Here is a 17432-nt window from a genome sequence, read left to right on the forward strand (position 1 = left end):
ATGAACGAAGAAATCCTGATCAACCTCACGCCGCAGGAAACGCGGGTCGCACTCGTGCAGCAAGGCGCGGTGCAGGAGCTTCACGTCGAGCGCACGCTGTCGCGCGGGCGGGTCGGCAACATCTACCTCGGCAAGGTCGTGCGCGTGCTGCCCGGCATGCAGTCGGCGTTCATCGACATCGGCCTCGAGCGCGCGGCGTTCCTGCACGTCGCCGACATCTGGCATCCGCGCCTCGCGGGCGAGCCGCAGTCGGGCGCGCCGCACCAGCCGATCGAGAAGACCGTCTTCGAGGGCCAGACGCTGATGGTCCAGGTGATCAAGGATCCGATCGGCACGAAGGGCGCGCGACTGTCGACGCAGGTCAGCATCGCAGGCCGCACGCTCGTGTACCTGCCGCAGGAGCCGCACATCGGCATCTCGCAGAAGATCGAGAGCGAGGCCGAGCGCGAGGCCGTGCGCGCACGGCTGACCGCCGTGATCCCGCCGGACGAGAAAGGCGGCTACATCGTGCGCACGATCGCCGAGGATGCGACTTCCGACGAACTGGCGGGCGACGTCACGTATCTGCGCAAGACCTGGGCGACGATCGTCGCGCAAGCGCAGCGGCTGCCGGCGACGAGCCTGCTGTACCAGGATCTCGATCTCGCGCAGCGCGTGTTGCGCGATTTCGCGAACGACGACACGACGCGCATCCAGGTCGATTCGCGCGAGACCTACCAGCGCCTCGCGGAATTCGCGGGCGAGTTCACGCCGGCGGTGAGCCCGAAGCTGCATCACTACACCGGCGAGCGGCCGCTGTTCGACCTGTACAACATCGAGACGGAGATCCAGCGCGCACTGTCGCGCCGCGTCGACCTCAAGTCGGGCGGCTACCTGATGATCGACCAGACCGAGGCGATGACGACGATCGACGTGAACACCGGCGGCTACGTCGGTGCGCGCAACTTCGACGACACGATCTTCAAGACCAACCTCGAGGCCGCGCATACGATCGCGCGGCAGCTGCGTCTGCGCAACCTCGGCGGGATCATCATCATCGACTTCATCGACATGGAGAACGCCGAGCATCGCGACGCGGTGCTGTCCGAGCTGAAGAAGGCGCTGTCGCGCGATCGCACGCGCGTGACGGTCAACAGCTTCTCGCAGCTCGGGCTCGTCGAGATGACGCGCAAGCGCACGCGCGAATCGCTCGCGCACGTGCTGTGCGAGCCGTGCCCGACCTGCCAGGGCAAGGGCCAGGTGAAGACGTCGCGCACCGTCTGCTACGACATCCTGCGCGAGATCCTGCGCGAGTCGCGCCAGTTCAACCCGCGCGAATTCCGCGTGATCGCCGCGCAGCAGGTGATCGATTTGTTCCTCGACGAGGAGTCGCAGCATCTCGCGATGCTGATCGACTTCATCGGCAAGCCGGTATCGCTGCAGGTCGAGTCGAACCTGAGCCAGGAGCAGTACGATATCGTGCTGATGTGACGTTCCGTCTGCCCGCCGCCGGCTACGCCGTGCGGCGATCCAACGCGGCGCCGGCCGCTCGCGCATGTCATATCCGCGCCCGCCGCCGCTGCCTTTTTCCTCTTCCCGTTCATCACACACCATGAGCCAACGCCACAACCGCCGCCAGCGCAAGAAACTCCACATCGCCGAATTCCAGGAACTCGCGTTCAACGCGACCGCGCAATACAGCAAAGAGTTGTCCGACCTCGAACGCGGCCAGCTGATCGATTCGTTCATCGATTTCGTCGAAGCGAACGGGCTGCTGACCGTCGCGTCCGCCGACGAAGGGATCGGCGCATACGTGATCTCCGGCGCACCGCGCGGCACGACGACCGATGCCGACCGCGAAAACGTCCGTGCATGGCTGGCCGCACGGCCCGAGCTGACCGACGTCAAGGTCAGCGAATTCACCGATGCGTGGTATCCGGACGCCTGACTTTCCGGTTTCTGCCTGCATCGGGCAGCGCCCGCGCCGGCCCGCCATGACGGCGGGCCAGGCCGGCGCCTGGATGTCCCGCCTTCTCTTCCGCCTCCGTTACCCGCCTCCCGACACCCGCGCAACCGGCACGGCTCGCACGATTCACGCCGTGTCGACCGTGACTACCCCTGATCAGGCGCCGCGGCTGCATCCTCGACCATCATTCGGCATCCCTCGGCCCGCCGCCGATCCCTTCCTTTTCCCGACGGTCCGCCTCCAATCGGCCATCGAAATCGGTCCTGAAAGCAAGACACGTTAAACTCTCACCTCGCGTGGTGCGCCGCCCGCACCCGCCATCCATCGCCAGCCGCGAGCCTCCGGGCCCGCCCCCGACCCATGGAGTGAGTGTCAATGAGCGGCGGACTCCCGTTTCCCGCATCCCGCATGTCGTTACCGTCCTCGACGGTCTTCCTCGTTCTCGCGGCCGCCGCGCTGCTGTCCGGCTGCGGGCTGCTGCCGACCCAGAATCCGCCTGCGCCGATCAGCGAGGCGCTCGTCGAGCCCATCGGGGAAACAGCCGGCGAACCGCTGACGATGCCGCCCGTGCCGCCGCTCGTCCAGCCGGAGGAACCGGAAGCGCCGAAGAAGCCGCACCGTGAAGTGACGAAGCCGAAGCCGGTGCAGCGCCCCGAATCGCCGACGCCGCCTCCGCCGCCCCCGCCGCCGCTCGTCGCGACACGCCCGCTCGACCGCACCCAGATCCATGCGCTGCTCGACAGCGAGGTCGCGCGCCGCAACGGCAAGGTGATCGGCCGCGCGGTCGACATGGTGACCGACGCAAGCGGCAAACCGCGCGAGATGATCGTCAACCTGCAGGGGTTCATGGGTGTCGGCGACCGCAAGGTCGTCTTCCCGTGGAACGTGTTCCGCTTCACGCCGGGCGGCAAACAGGAACCGATCGTGCTCGACGTGCCATCGGGCGACCTGCCGCCGGCCGCCCGCCCCAAGGCCGTGCCGCTGTCGGGCTCGGCCGCGGCGTCGCCCGCGACGCGTCTGCCGCTGCTCGACAGCGACGTCGAACGCCCGAACGGCACGAAGATCGGCCGGGTCGTCGACGTGCTGATCGACCGCGGCGCGCAACCGCAGGCCGTCGTGCTCGACCTCGGCGGGCTCGTCAATACCGACCGCCGCTCGATCGCCGCGAGCTGGGGCGCGTTGCGCTTCGTCATGCGCGACAAGGCGCTGCGTCCGCAACTCGACCTGAACGACGCGCAGATCAAGGCGTCGCCGCCCTACGCGGCCGACAAGCCGATCGTCGTGGTCTCGCCGCCGGTTACTGCCGCCGCGCCGGCTTCGCCTGCGAGTGCCACCCGATGACGATCAAGCATTCCGTCAGCGTTCGCAGTCTCCGGGCCCTCGACTGGCTCAACTTTTTCGTTGCAAACGTTCAAACCGGGTTCGGTCCGTTCATCGCGTCCTACCTCGCGTCACACAAGTGGACGCAGGGCGAGATCGGCATGGTGCTGTCGATCGGCACGATCAGCGCGATGGTCAGCCAGGTGCCGGGCGGCGCCGCCGTCGACGCGCTGAAGAACAAGAAAGGCGCGGCCGCATGGGCGATCGCGGCCATCATCCTGTCCGCGGTGCTGCTCGCGTCGAGCCCGACGATCGTGCCGGTGATCGCGGCCGAAGTGTTCCACGGCTTCGCGAGCTGCATGCTCGTGCCCGCGATGGCCGCGATCTCGTTCTCGTTGGTCGGCCGCGCCGACCTCGGCGACCGGCTCGGCCGCAACGCGCGCTGGGCATCGATCGGCAGCGCGGTCGCCGCGGGCCTGATGGGGCTCACCGGCGAGTATTTCTCCGCGCGCGCGGTGTTCTGGCTGACCGCCGTGCTGGCATTGCCCGCGCTGTTCGCGCTCGCGATGATCCAGCCGACACACGAAGTGATTCCGCATGCGCCGAAACCCGACGACCACGACGAAGGCGAGGCACGCGAGACGCTTTCCGAGCTGCTGCGCGATCGCCGGATGCTGACCTTCGCGGCATGCGTCGTGCTGTTCCACCTGTCGAACGCGGCGATGCTCAACCTCGCGGCCGGCGAAGTGACGGCCGGCATGGGCGAGAACGTGCAGCTCGTGATCGCCGCGTGCATCATCGTGCCGCAGGCGATCGTCGCGATGCTGTCTCCGTGGGTCGGTCGCTCCGCGCAACGCTGGGGACGCCGGCCGATCCTGCTGCTCGGCTTCTCGGCGCTGCCGGTGCGCGCGCTGCTGTTCGCCGGCGTGAGCAGCCCCTACCTGCTGGTGCCGGTGCAGATGCTCGATGGCATCAGCGCGGCAGTGTTCGGTGTGATGCTGCCGCTGATCGCGGCCGATGTCGCAGGCGGCAAGGGCCGCTACAACCTGTGCATCGGGCTGTTCGGGCTTGCGGCCGGAATCGGCGCGACGCTCAGCACGGCCGTGGCCGGCTTTGTCGCCGATCACTTCGGCAATGCGGTCAGCTTCTTCGGGCTCGCCGCCGCCGGCGCGCTCGCCGTGCTGCTGGTCTGGCTCGCGATGCCGGAAACGCGCGTCGAAAACGGCGATGCGGCCACCGGCGAGCCGGCCGCCGCATCGTCGGAACAGGCGCACTGACGCACTCGCACCCGCTTCCCGGCCCGACACGATGGATACGATCAGGACACTCAACGAAGCCCGCCAGCAGATCCAGCAGTCGATCTTCGATCTGTTCAAGGGGCTGACTTTCGGCGAGCGGCTCACGCAAGGCGCGCTGATGGCGTTGCAAGCGGTCTGCGGCGCGTGCCTCGCGTACACGATCGGTCGCGCGCTGCACACCGAGCAGGCCGTGTGGGCGGCGGTCACCGCGATCGCCGTCACGCAGCACAACTATTCGGACACGATGTCGCTGTCGCGCGATCAGTTCATCGGCGCGATGATCGGCGGCCTGGTCGGCTTCGCGGGCGCCGCGCTCGGTGGCGACCGCCTCGTCGCCTATGCGATCGCGGTCGCGGTCACGATCATCAGCTGCTGGTGCCTGAATGTCGGCAGCGCGGCTCGGCTCGGCGGCGTGACCACGACGATCGTGCTGCTGTTTCCGGGCAACGGCCCGCTATGGGACATTCCGCTGATGCGGCTCGGGGAAGTGGCGCTCGGCACCGTCTGCGCGCTGGCCGTGTGCTGGGCGATGTCGCACATCGAGCGGCGCGGGTTCCGCCGGGCGGCGGACAAGGATAAGGACAAGTGACGCGGCTGCCGGAGCGCACGCTCCGGCAGCCTGATGAATCGATGATCGGCGACAGGTGTTACGGACCGACCCGCAGCACGATGCCCGAGCCGATCTGCACGAGCAGGTAGTCGCCGCCGACGCCCACCCAGTGATAGCCGCGCGGCGGCGGGCTCAGGCGGTAGCCGCGCCAGTCGTCGACCACGTACTGGCGATCGCGGAATTCGTCCGGGAGACGATCGCCCCTGTGCCACTCACGGCGCGGCTGGTCGGCCCAGCGCGGCGGCACGTCGTCTTCGCGATGCATCGCCTGCCCCGGCGGCATGTGCCTCGGGCCGTGGCCGTGCCGCATACCCGGGCCGCCGTGGTCTCCGCGGTTGTCGTAGTTGCCGTGATCCTGCGCCATCGCGACCGGCGCTGCGAAACCCGCCGCGACCAGCGCGGCCAGCATCATCCCGTGCATCTTCTTCATCGCCCTTCCCTCCGTGTTGTCACGTCGAACCGGAAACAACGAAACCGGACCTGCCGGATCAAGACTAGCACACGGGTGCGATCCGACGTCACGCCGCCTGCTGCTGGTACTGGATCCGGTGAAGGTGCGCGTACAGCCCGCCATGGCGCAGCAGCTCGTCGTGGCTGCCCGTTTCGACGATCTTGCCGGCTTCGAGCACGAGGATCCGGTCCGCACGCTCGATCGTGGACAGCCGGTGCGCGATCACGAGCGTCGTGCGCCCTTCCATCAGCCGCTCGAGCGCGGCCTGCACGTGGCGCTCGGATTCCGAATCGAGCGCCGAGGTCGCCTCGTCGAGGATCAGGATCGGCGCGTCCTTGTAGATCGCGCGCGCGATCGCGAGCCGCTGCCGTTGGCCGCCCGACAGACGCATCCCGTTACCGCCGACCAGCGTGTCGAGCCCGTCCGGCATCGCGGCGACCGCGTCGGCGAGGTTCGCGGCCTCGAGCGCCGCCTGCACGCGTGCGCGGTCGGGCGTCTGCCCGTACGCGACGTTCGCGGCGATCGTGTCGTTGAACAGCACGACGTCCTGGCTGACCATCGCCATCTGGCTGCGCAGCGCGTGGATGTCGTAGTCGGACACCGCCACGCCGTCGACCAGGATCGCGCCGCCCGTCGGATCGAAGAAGCGAGGCAACAGGTTGACGAGGGTCGTCTTGCCGCTGCCCGACGGCCCCGCGAGCGCGATCATCTCGCCCGGCGCGACCTTGAACGAAATGCGGTCGAGCGTCGGCCGCTCGGAGGCGCCGTAGTCGAACGACACGTCGCGGAATTCGATCTCGCCACGAGCGTTCGGCAGCGCACGGTCGCCGCCCTGCGGCTCGGCCGGCTCGTCGATCAGCCCGAAGATCAGCTCGGCGGCCGTCATCCCGCGCTGCAGCGGCTGGTTGACGTCGATCAGGTGCTTGAGCGGCGAAATCACCAGCAGCATCGACGTGACGAACGCGACGAAGCCGCCGACCGTCGTCTGGTCGTTGGTCGACTGCACGACCGCGATCGTGATCACGACCGCGAGCGCGATCGACGCGAGGAACTGCGTCAGCGGCTGCGCGAGCCCGCCCGAGATCGTCATGCGCATCGCGTAGCCGCGCAGGCGCTTGCTCATCGTCGTGAAGCGGTCCATCTCGTACGCTTCGCCGTTGTGCACCTTCACGACCTTGTAGCCGCCGACCGTCTCCTCGACGATGTAGGAGAGTTCGTTGGTCAGCGTCTGGTGCTCGCGGTTCAGGCGGCGCAGGCGACGGTTGATCTTGCTGACGAGCCAGCCGATGCCCGGCAGGATCACCGCGACGATCAGCGTGAGCCGCCAGTTCAGGTAGAACAGGTAGCCGAGCAGGAACACCACGGTCAGCGAGTCGCGCACGAGCGTGACCATCACGCCGGTCAGCACCGACAGGATCTGGTTGACCTCGAACACGATCGCGTTGATCACGGTGCTCGCGGTCTCGCGCTGGAAGAACGATGCGCCCGTGTGGATCATCCGCTGGAACATCTCGAGCCGCAGTTGCAGCAGGATGCGGTTCGACACGTAGTTGAGCAGGTAGTTGGACGCATACTGCGACACGCCGCGCACGAGCGCGAGGCCGATCACCGCGATCGGCACGTACCATTTCGCGCGGTCGCTGCCGTGCGAGCCGAAGCCGTGATCGAGCAGCGGCTTGAGCAGTGCCGGGATCCCGGCTTCCGTGGCCGCGACGACGCCCATCGTCATCACGGCGAGCACCACGATGCCGATGAGCGGCCGGATGTACGGCCACAGGCGCTTGAGGACCGTGACCGGCGACGTACCGGTGCCGTCCATCGGTTTGCGAAGAGTGTTCTGGGTTTCCAAGGCAATCCTTCTTGAGCCGCGACGCGGCGCCCGGGGCGTGACTGCCCGGAATTCACCCCGTCCGGCGGGTGCCGAAAAAGGCCCAACATTATAGCTGCACCGCCCTCGCCGGCATGGCCGCCGCCGAAGCGGCCGCCGGCCGGCGCGCGGGTATACTGCCGCTCACCGTTTTTCTCCGCCTTTTCGACGATTTCATGGCAGAACCCACCCTCGGCGTCGCCCTCATCGCCCTCAACGCGGCCGCGCGGCTCGCGCAGTGCCTCGACGCGCTGACCTTCGCCGACGACGTCGTCGTGATCGACGGCGGCAGCACCGACGATACCGTGGCGATCGCCCGCGCGCACGGCGCCCGCGTGATCGTCGAGCGCGACTGGCCGGGTTTCGGCCCGCAGAAGAACCGCGCGCTCGACGCCCTCGAGACCGACTGGATCCTGTCGCTCGACACCGACGAGGTGGTCAGCCCGGAACTCGCGCAGTCGATCCGCGCGGTCATTCGCGCACCGGCCGCGCAGGTCTATGCGCTCGACCGGCTGTCGAGCTTCTGCGGCCAATGGATCCGCCACAGCGGCTGGTATCCGGACTGGGTGCCGCGCCTGTTCCGGCGCGGCACCGCCCGCTTCTCCGACGACCTGGTGCACGAACGGCTCGTGTTCGACACGCCCGCGCAGCGGCTGCCGGGCAAGCTGATGCACTATTCGTACGAGGATTTCGAAACCGTCGTGCGCAAGCTCGATGCGTATTCGACGGCCGGCGCGCGCCAGCGCCGTGCGGCCGGCCAGCGCGGCGGCTTCGGCAAGGCGCTCGCGCGCGGCGCATGGGCGTTCGTGCGGACCTACGTGCTGCGGCGCGGGTTTCTCGACGGCCGCGCGGGCTTCATGATTGCCGTGTTCAACGCGGAAACGGTGTACTACCGGTTCCTGAAGCTCGGCCACGAGCCGACCCGCTGAGTGCGCGCCGCCCTGCCCCGATCCTGACGCCGCCGGCATGTGGCCGGCCCGGCGTTACAATGCCGGGCTGCCCGCGCGCCATGCGCGCCCGAGCGCGGCGCCGCGCCACGCGCCGCCGACACGACGACCATCGAATCCGACCGCCATGTTCTCCATCATCATCCCGACCTGGAACAACCTGCCGTACCTCAAGCTCGTCGTCGACAGCCTGCGCCGCCATTCGGCGCATGACCACCAGATCATCGTGCACGTGAACGACGGCTCGGACGGCACGCTCGACTGGGTGCGCAGCGAAGGCATCGAGCACACCGCGTCGCCGGCCAACATCGGCATCTGCCACGCGGTGAACCTGGCCGCCGCGCGCGCGACGCGCGACTACGTCGTCTACATGAACGACGACATGTACTGCTGCCCCGGCTGGGACGCGGCGCTCGTGCGGCGCATCGAGCAGATGCCGACCGACCTGTTCATGCTGTCCGGCACGATGGTCGAGCCGGTCGACACGCGCAACCCGTGCGTTGTCGTCAGCAATTTCGGCCGCGACGCCGAACAGTTCGACGCGGCCGGCCTCGTCGCGGCCACGCCGCGACTCGCGCGTGCGGACTGGCTCGGCTCGACCTGGCCGCCGACGCTCGTGCACCGCGACTGGTGGAACCGCATCGGCGGCTACAGCAGCGAGCTGTCGCCGGGGATGAGCAGCGACAACGACTTCTCGATGAAATTCTGGGACGCCGGCTGCCGGATCTTCCTCGGCGTCGGCGACAGCCTCGTCTATCACTTCCAGCAGAAGAGCACGGGCAAGATCGTCAAGAACGATGGCCGCCGCCAGTTCCTCAACAAATGGGGCATGACCCAGGCCACGTTCGACCGCTACTACCTGCATCGCGGCGAGCCGGCCGGCTCGCGACTCGCGCTCGATACGCCGGCCATCGAGGGGCGCCTGAAGCGCGCACTGCTGCGCTCGCGGATCAAGCGCGCATTCAGCTGATCGGACCCCGGAAACGGTAAAGAAACGCCCGCCGCTTCGCGTATACTGCGCGCTTCGTCCCGCGCGGTGCCGCCGGGACGCGCGGCGCGCAGCACGGTGCCTGCATGCCGCATTCGCCCATTCGACAGGTTCCGATGCTTTCGTTTTCCGCTCCCGCCACGCGGCGCCTGACCGCCGCCCGCGCCTTCGCCGTCATCGCGCTGTGCATGGTGCCCGTCTCGACCGCGCTGACCAACGTGTTCTGCGGGCTGTTCGCGGCCGCGCTCGTCATCTCCCCCGAATTCTGGCGCGACCTGCGCACGTTCATCACCGAACCGGCGTCGCTCGCGGCGCTCCTGATCCTCGCGGCGCTGACCGCGAGCGTCACCTATACCGTCGCGCCGCACCCGAAGGCGTGGAACTGGGTCGCCAAGTACGACAAGCTGCTGCTGCTGCCGTTTGCCGTGCTCGCCTTCCGCCACTCGAACTGGGCGCCGATCGTGCGGCGAGCATGGTTCGGGACGCTGTGCGTGATCCTGCTGCTGTCGACCACCAACTATCTCGGGCTGACCGCGATCGGGCCCGCGCATGCGACCGAACTGCCGCTCTCGCGTGCCTGGGTGTTCAAGAACCACATTGCGGCCGGCATGTTCGGCGCGCTGCTGTTCTACCAGGCGGCCGACCTCGCGCTTTCGGCCCGCACCGCGCTGTCGCGAGCCGCGTATGCCGCCGTCGCCGCATGGTCGCTGATCAACGTGTTCGTGATGCTGCAGGGGCGCACCGGGCAGGTCATCGCGCTGCTGCTGATCCTCGTTGTGGCGGTGCGTTTCGTGCTGTTGATGCGCCGCCAGTCGACGCTGCGCGCGGGCCTCGCCGCCGGTGCACTGGTCCTGGCGGGCGTCGCACTCGTCGTCGCTGCATGCACGGTGCACAACGGCCGGCTTGTGAAGGTGGTGTCGGAAGTGCAGCAGTATCGGCAGACCGATGCGGTCACATCGACCGGGCTGCGTCTCGAGTGGTACAAGAAGGGGCTCGAGCTGTATCGCATGCGTCCCGTGATCGGCTACGGTGCGGGTGGCCTCGAGTTCGAGTTCGAGAAGCTCACGGCCGGCAAGACGGCCGCCGAAGGGCAGCTCACGTCGAATCCGCATAACGAATACCTGCTGATGGCCGTGCAGCTCGGCGCGCTCGGCGTATTGCTGTTCGTGAACCTGATCGTGCAGATCGCGCGCGGCAGCCGCGCGCTCGATCCGGGTTCGCGGCAGCTGCTGCTCGCGTGGCTCGCGATCTTCGCGATCGGCAGCCTCGCGAATTCGCTGCTGCTCGATTTTGCCGAAGGCCACCTGCTGGTGCTGCTCGCCGGGATCCTGCTCGGCTGCGGCGCGCGCACCGAAGCACTGCCCCGCGAGACGTCGGCGATCCGGCGCAGCGCGTAACGCATCATGCGGCGGGCGGCGCGCGATCCGCGTTGCCACCTGCCACGGGTTCGGCCTCTCGTGCTTCAATGGCGGCGCACGCGCGCCGCCATTGAAGCACGGCCGCGCGCCGTCGACGCGTCGTCACTCCCCCGCTCTTCAAATCAGGAAACGCAAGGCCTTTACGCGTCAGCCGGAACGCGCGCGATGCAATCGCGACGTGTCGATGACCGCGTCGGCGGCGCCCGGCGGATTCAGCCCGAGCATCTCGGCTGCCGCCGCCTTCACGCGCTGCGTGCCTAGATTGACGAGGCAGTCGCTACGGCTGTCGACATGGCGCTCGCAGCCTTCGTGCCGGCACGGCACGCAATCGCCCTCGCCCTGCAACAGCCAAACGTTGCCGTGCCGTGCGGAACCGCGCAGCGCCCACGGGTTCTCGGTCGCGGGCCAGTACTGCGGCCACGGCCCCCAGCGCACCGGATCGGACGGACCGAACAGCGCGATCGTGTCGGTGCCCGTCGCGGCCGCAACGTGCGTCGCGCCCGTATCGGGCCCGATGAAGAGCCGCGCACGCCGCACCAGTTCCGCGCTTTCGCCGAACGTCAGGCGACCGACCAGATTCAGCACGTCACCGCCCGCCTCGGCCGCGACCTGCTCCGCGTACTCGCGCTCGCGATCGGCCGGACCGCCCGACAGCGCGATCGCGAATCCCTGCGCGCGCAGCCAGTCGATCATCTCGACCCAGCCTTCGAGCCGCCATTGCTTGTAGCGGAACATCGGATACGGATGCAGCACCACGAGCGGCTTGCCCTCGCGGATCGCCGGCGATTCCGCGAGCCACGCGTCGAATCGCGCGCGACGCTCGGGATCGTCGCCGATGCCCGGCGCGACGACTTCGGATACCGGCTCGATGCCGATCACCGGTGCGAGCGCGAGCGTGCTGACGACCGTATGCGCGGATTCGTGATGATTGATCGCGATACCGTTCAGCATCATTCGCGTCAGCCAGGTGACGCGGTTCGGATCGACGAGGCCGACGCGCTTGCGGCCGGCGAACCAGCTGTAGAAACGCGGCCGGTCGGAGCTCAGCGCCGCGCACGCGAGATCGTAGCGGCGCCACATCGACAGCGCGTCGCGCAGACGCTCCCGGAACCCCGCACGCTGCGCGACGACGATCACGCGCCGCACGTCGGGGTTGTGCTCCAGCACACCCTCGGTGCCACGAAACACCAGCATGTCGATCTGCGCGTCGGGCCAGCGCGCCTTCAGCGAACGCACGAGCGGCGTCGTCAGCAGCACGTCGCCGATACGGCGTGGGGCTGCGACGAGGATGGTTCTGGGCGGGCGGGCGGAAGAAAACAGGGCCACGGCGATCGTTCCGTCTAGCTGGCTGGACAAGGCTCGCAATGTACAGGATTTTGCCGCCGGTGGCGTGGCGGCGGGCGCAGGCGCCGATAACGCGCCGCGGTCGGCAGCTGCTGGGGCACCCGCCCGGCATCGCGGCGGGCAACGACGCGTCGTGCACGGCGGGGCCTGCGGCCATCGCAACGCCTGGTGCCCATTTGCCCGTTCGACGGCATTGCCGGCAATGCGGTCGCCGCCTGGCTTCCCGGGGGCTACGAAACGAATGCGTCGACCCCGGGTGCCGCGAACGTGGCGGCCGGGAGCGGCACCGCTCCACCCATCGCGTCGTCGGGCTGTCCGGCCGGCATCAAGAGATGAAGCACCGCGCGCTCGAGCGCGTCGACGCCGATCGCGTCGACCGTCGCGCCGGCACGCAGGATCACATGCGGCACGCCAAGCGGATGCCAGCGCCGGTATTTCTCAGGACGGTCCTCGAACAGCGCGGCAACCGGCACGCCGAGCGCCGACGCGAGATGAACGGGCGCGCTGTCGGCCGACACGATCGCGTCGAGCAGGCTCGCGGCGGCCACCAGTTCGGCGACCGACGACGGCGCGACATGCCGGGCGCTCACATCCCGCCACGTGTCGTGATCGGCCGCGGCCGACACGGCGGGATCGCGGAACACGATCACGTCGGCGAGCGGTGCGAGCCGCCGGCCGAGGTCGCGCCATCGATCGGCCGGCCAGCGCCGCTCGGGCGCCTTGTTCGACACGAAGAGCCCGACGCGCGGCTTCGTGCGCGGCCCGAGCAGCCGAGACCACGTTTCCTGCAGCGCGCTGTCCGGGTGGACGGACAGCGCGAGACCCTCGAGCTCGGTGCGGCCGAGCTCGGGCACGAGCCGGAATCCCGACAGCGCCTCATGGCACATCGGCCGCGACGCGACGTGTTCGGGCTTGCGATCGTCGAATTCTGAATCGGCATCGTGCCAGCGGCAATCCTTCACGCCGAGCTGCCGCGCGAACTGGATGCTGCTGCGATGCATGCCGCCGTTCGGCACGACCACGAGGTCGAACCGCAAGCGGCGCAGCCTGCGCACGAGCCGCAGCCTGTCGAAGAACGCGCGCATCCGTCCCGGGCGGTCGTTGCGCTCGCACTGACGGCTGTACACGTAGGTATGGACCGTGTGCACGTCCGGATTGCCGGCCAGCGCGGCCGCGTTGTAGCGGTTCGCGACCACGTGCAGTTCCGCATCGGGCCAGCGCTGTTTCAGCGCGCCGAGAAAAGCGGTCGTGCACAGCATGTCGCCCAGAAAATCAATCCGGATCACGAGGATCCGCCCCGTCGGTTTTCCGTTGGCCATTGTTGTGGTCGTGCTGTCGGTTTTTTTATCGTCGCGTACCGACCGGCATCCTGGCGTACTTCCCCGTGCCGGCATCGTCGCGTGGTCGCTCGCGGCATCGCGCCGCATCGCGTGCTGCGCTGACCCGCCCCCGTCTTCAAGCGCGCGATATCGCCTCCGGCCGGCGGACGTGCCGCAGCCGGCGCCGCATCTGCGTCGCGCGCGAGGGATTGTATAGCGTCCGGATGACGGCCCCAAGCACCCGCCGAAATGAAAACGGCCCGCCGCACCGCACGATGGCGATGCGACGGGCCATGCAGGCGACGGCCGTCCGGCGAGGGGCGTTCAGTACGTGATTTCGACGATGCTGCCGTCGAACGTCGCACGCAACTCCGAGAGCAACGTGTCGCTGGGTTTGACGCGCCACGCGTCGCCGAGACGCATTTCACCCTGCGCGCGCGCGTTGCTGTAGTGAATCTGGACCGCGAGCCCGTTCGGCAGCGGCGCCTGCGGGCGACGGCCGCCATCGCGTCCGCCGCCACGCGGCGCGGGCGCCTCGACCGCCTGCGCGGCCGCCGGATCGTCCTTCGACACGTGCGGCTCGAGCACGCGGCGCAGCGCCGCCGCATCCGCATTGCCGTTCATCGTGAGCCGCACCGCCTGCGCGTAGCGGCTGCGCGCGCGCTCGAGATCCATCACCGTGTCGGCCGTGAAACGGATGCCGCCGGTGAACGCGTCGTTGCGCGCCTGCCCCTGCACGATCAGCAGTTCGTCCTCCTTGAACAGCGCCTTGTTCGCCTCGAACTGCTCGTTGAAGATCGTGATCTCGCACTGGCCCGAACCGTCGTCGAGCAACGCGATCAGCATCTTGCCGCGCTGGGTCATCTGCGTGCGCAGCGATGCGATGATGCCCGCGACGAGCTTGTCGCGCCCTTCCTTCAGGTCGCCGACCTTCTGCCGCACGAACCGGCGCACTTCGTCGCGATACGCATCGAACAGGTGCCCGGACAGATAGAAGCCGAGCGCGCCCTTTTCTTCCTGCAGGCGGCGCTTGTCGTCCCACGCGGGTTCGTCGACGAGCGCATGCGCGTGCGGCGACTCGGCCCCCATGTCGAACAGGCCGGCCTGCATCGCGTTCGCCGCGGCCTGGTCGGCCGCTTCCATCGCGAGCGGCACCGACGCGAGCATCTGCGCGCGATTGGCGTTCAGCGAATCGAACGCGCCGGCACGGATCAGCGCCTCGACCGTGCGGCGGTTGACGACCCGCCGGTCGATCCGCTCGCAGAAATCGAACAGGTCGGTGAACGGCTTTTCCTCGCGCGCGCGCAGGATCTCCTCGATCGCGTTCTGGCCGCTGCCCTTCACCGCGCCGAGACCGTAGCGGATCGTGCGCGAGCGCTTGCCGTCGGCTTCCGCGACGGGCTCGAACCGGTAATGCGACTGGTTGATGTCCGGCGGCAGCACGGTGAGGTTGTTCACGACGCAGTCGTCGAACAGGATCTTCACCTTGTCGGTGTCGTCCATCGCGAGCGTCATGTTGGCCGCCATGAATTCGGCCGGATGGTGCGCCTTCAGCCACGCGGTGTAATACGCGAGCAGCGCGTAGGCCGCCGCGTGCGACTTGTTGAAGCCGTAGCCCGCGAACTTCTCCATCAGGTCGAAGATCTCGTCGGACTTCTCGCGCGTGAGGCCGTTCTTCGCCGCACCCTCGGCGAAGATCTCGCGGTGCTTGGCCATCTCCTCGGGCTTCTTCTTGCCCATCGCGCGACGCAGCAGGTCGGCGCCACCGAGCGAGTAGCCGCCGATGATCTGCGCCATCTGCATCACCTGCTCCTGATAGACCATGATGCCGTAGGTCTCTTTCAGGACGGGTTCGACGCGCGGATCCGGATAGTCGACCTTCTCGCGGCCGTGCTTCCGTGCGCAGAAGCTCGGGATCAGGTCCATCGGGCCCGGACGGTACAACGACACGAGCGCGATGATGTCCTCGAAACGGTCGGGCTGCGCGTCCTTCAGCATGCCCTGCATCCCGCGGCTTTCCAGCTGGAACACGGCGACCGTGTTGGCCTTCTTCAGGATCTGGAATGATGCCGGATCGTCGAGCGGCACCTGCGCGAGCGACCAGTCGGCCTTCGACGCATCGAGACGGCGGATGTAGCGCTCGGCCCAGTCGAGGATCGTCAGCGTCGTGAGGCCCAGAAAGTCGAACTTCACGAGGCCGACGGCTTCGACGTCGTCCTTGTCGTACTGGCTGACGACGCCGCCGTCGTCGCCCTGCGTGTACAGCGGGCAGAAGTCGGTCAGCTTGCCCGGCGCGATCAGCACGCCGCCCGCGTGCATCCCGACGTTACGCGTCAGGCCCTCGACGCGCTGCGCGAGGTCGAGCAGCTGGTGCACTTCGTCCTCGTGGTCGTAGCGCTCCTGCAGTTGCGGCTCTTCCTTCATCGCGTCGGCGATGGTCACGTGCTTGCCCGGCTTGAACGGGATCAGCTTCGCGACGCCGTCGGTGAACATGTAGCCGAGGTCAAGCACGCGGCCGATGTCGCGCACGGCAGCCTTTGCGGCCATCGTGCCGAAGGTGGCGATCTGCGACACGGCGTCCGCGCCGTATTTTTCCTTCACGTACTGGATCACGCGATCGCGGCCGTGCTGGCAGAAGTCGATGTCGAAGTCGGGCATCGACACGCGCTCCGGATTCAGGAATCGCTCGAACAGCAGGTTGTAACGCAGCGGGTCCAGATCGGTGATGCCGAGCGCGTACGCGACCAGCGAACCGGCGCCCGAGCCGCGGCCCGGGCCGACCGGCACACCGTTGTTCTTCGCCCAGTTGATGAAGTCCGCAACGATCAGGAAGTAGCCCGGGAAGCCCATCTTCGTGATGGTCCCGCACTCGAACTCGAGCCGCTTGTAGTACGTCTCGCGCTGCGCTTCGCGCTCCGCCGCATCCGGATACAGCTGTTCGAGGCGCTTCTCGAGCCCTTCCTTCGACAGCTGGACCAGGTAGTCGTCGAGCGACATGCCGTCCGGCGTCGGAAACAGCGGCAGCTTCGGCTTGCCGAGCTCGAGCTTCAGGTTGCAGCGCTTCGCGATCTCGACCGTGTTCGCGACCGCCGACGGCAAGTCAGCGAACAACGCGACCATGTCGTCCTGCGTGCGGAAATACTGATCGGTCGTGAAGCGCTTCTGGCGTCGCGGATTCGCGAGCATGTCGCCTTCCGAGATGCACACGCGCGCTTCGTGCGCGGTGAAGTCGTCATCGGTCATGAACTGCGTCGGATGCGTCGCGACGACCGGCAGCTTCAGCGACGCGGCGAGCGTCGCAGCCTGCTGGATGTACGCCTCGGCGCCCGGCTGGCCGTAACGCTGCAGTTCGATGTAGAAGCCGCCCGGGAACACCTTCGCCCAGCGCTCGGCATGCCGGCGCGCGGCTTCCTCGTTACCGGCCGCGAACGCGAGCCCGATATCGCCCTGCTGCGCACCCGACAGCGCGAGCAGCCCGTGCGAGAGCTCGCCGTCGAGCCAGCTCGCATCAAGCTCCGCGCGGCCGCGATACTGGTTCGTGAGCCACGCCTTCGAGAGCAGTTCGCACAGGTTCAGGTAGCCGACCTTGTCCTTCACCAGCAGCAACAGGCGCGACGGTTTGTCGCGATCGTCCGGATTGGTGATCCAGACGTCGCAGCCGGCGATCGGCTTGATGCCCTTGCCGCGGGCTTCCTGGTAGAAACGGACGAGGCCGAATGCGTTGCCGAGATCGGTGAGGGCGAGCGCGCCCTGACCGTCCGCGGCTGCCGCCTTGACGATGTCGTCGAGACGCACGATGCCGTCGGCAATCGAGAATTCGGAGTGAACGCGAAGATGGACGAAACGGGGATCTGACATGGGCGATATTGTAGCCGCGTCGTCGCGCCGGCTGCCCAAAAAATCCCGACGCCCGGCCGTTCGGCCG

General features: G+C 68.1%; 13 protein-coding genes. 8 read left to right on the plus strand and 5 right to left on the minus strand.

The window, feature by feature from the left end:
* From rng to ACT2FV_RS28440, 5 genes are all read left to right on the plus strand, one after another.
* Nucleotides 1-1470, plus strand: a complete 1470-nt coding sequence (gene rng / locus ACT2FV_RS28420) for a ribonuclease G (protein WP_059600392.1) — start codon at nt 1-3, stop codon at nt 1468-1470.
* Between the two features lie 121 nt (nt 1471-1591).
* Nucleotides 1592-1927: a YggL 50S ribosome-binding family protein gene (locus tag ACT2FV_RS28425; protein ID WP_059600391.1), complete on the plus strand. Its 336-nt coding sequence runs from the start codon at nt 1592-1594 to the stop codon at nt 1925-1927.
* A gap of 393 nt (nt 1928-2320) precedes the next feature.
* Nucleotides 2321-3286: a PRC-barrel domain-containing protein gene (locus tag ACT2FV_RS28430; protein WP_444505212.1), complete on the plus strand. Its 966-nt coding sequence runs from the start codon at nt 2321-2323 to the stop codon at nt 3284-3286.
* On the plus strand, nt 3283-4542 hold the full coding sequence (locus ACT2FV_RS28435; protein WP_151049481.1) for an MFS transporter: 1260 nt from the start codon (nt 3283-3285) through the stop codon (nt 4540-4542). The genes ACT2FV_RS28430 and ACT2FV_RS28435 overlap by 4 nt, the downstream gene beginning before the upstream one ends.
* Nucleotides 4543-4573: 31 nt before the next feature.
* Nucleotides 4574-5152, plus strand: coding sequence for an FUSC family protein (locus ACT2FV_RS28440; RefSeq protein WP_124626821.1), 579 nt, complete (start codon nt 4574-4576; stop codon nt 5150-5152).
* Between the two features lie 58 nt (nt 5153-5210).
* On the opposite strand, the gene ACT2FV_RS28445 is transcribed toward ACT2FV_RS28440, so the two are convergent.
* The gene (locus ACT2FV_RS28445) at nt 5211-5603 is read right to left on the minus strand and encodes an RcnB family protein (RefSeq protein WP_151049479.1); all 393 of its coding nucleotides are present in this window, start codon (nt 5601-5603) and stop codon (nt 5211-5213) included.
* 88 nt (nt 5604-5691) lie between these two features.
* The gene (gene msbA, locus ACT2FV_RS28450) at nt 5692-7443 is read right to left on the minus strand and encodes a lipid A export permease/ATP-binding protein MsbA (RefSeq protein WP_239007344.1); all 1752 of its coding nucleotides are present in this window, start codon (nt 7441-7443) and stop codon (nt 5692-5694) included.
* Nucleotides 7444-7667: 224 nt separating this feature from the next.
* Between msbA and ACT2FV_RS28455 the strand changes: the two genes are divergently transcribed.
* The 3 genes from ACT2FV_RS28455 (at nt 7668) to ACT2FV_RS28465 (ending at nt 10823) form a co-directional block, all read left to right on the plus strand.
* Nucleotides 7668-8420, plus strand: a complete 753-nt coding sequence (locus ACT2FV_RS28455) for a glycosyltransferase family 2 protein (RefSeq protein ID WP_174919986.1) — start codon at nt 7668-7670, stop codon at nt 8418-8420.
* A gap of 145 nt (nt 8421-8565) precedes the next feature.
* A complete protein-coding gene (locus tag ACT2FV_RS28460) occupies nt 8566-9408 on the plus strand; it encodes a glycosyltransferase family 2 protein (protein ID WP_444505213.1) in 843 nt (280 codons plus the stop codon).
* A gap of 134 nt (nt 9409-9542) precedes the next feature.
* Nucleotides 9543-10823 (plus strand): O-antigen ligase family protein, encoded by a 1281-nt coding sequence (locus tag ACT2FV_RS28465; RefSeq protein ID WP_174906352.1) that lies wholly within the window; start codon nt 9543-9545, stop codon nt 10821-10823.
* 168 nt (nt 10824-10991) lie between these two features.
* Here the strand turns inward: ACT2FV_RS28465 and ACT2FV_RS28470 are convergent, their stop codons facing one another.
* The 3 genes from ACT2FV_RS28470 to dnaE all read right to left on the minus strand — a co-directional run bounded on the left by ACT2FV_RS28470 (nt 10992) and on the right by dnaE (nt 17365).
* Nucleotides 10992-12170, minus strand: a complete 1179-nt coding sequence (locus ACT2FV_RS28470) for a glycosyltransferase family 9 protein (RefSeq protein WP_444505214.1) — start codon at nt 12168-12170, stop codon at nt 10992-10994.
* Nucleotides 12171-12418: 248 nt separating this feature from the next.
* Complete coding sequence (locus ACT2FV_RS28475; protein ID WP_444505215.1) at nt 12419-13507, minus strand: glycosyltransferase family 9 protein; 1089 nt, start codon at nt 13505-13507, stop codon at nt 12419-12421.
* A gap of 324 nt (nt 13508-13831) precedes the next feature.
* Entirely contained in the window at nt 13832-17365 is a 3534-nt protein-coding gene (gene dnaE / locus ACT2FV_RS28480) for a DNA polymerase III subunit alpha (RefSeq protein ID WP_174906350.1), read from the minus strand.
* Nucleotides 17366-17432 lie beyond the last annotated feature (67 nt).

It is taken from the genome of Burkholderia sp. PR2 (assembly GCF_052372875.1).
Lineage (GTDB): Bacteria > Pseudomonadota > Gammaproteobacteria > Burkholderiales > Burkholderiaceae > Burkholderia > Burkholderia diffusa.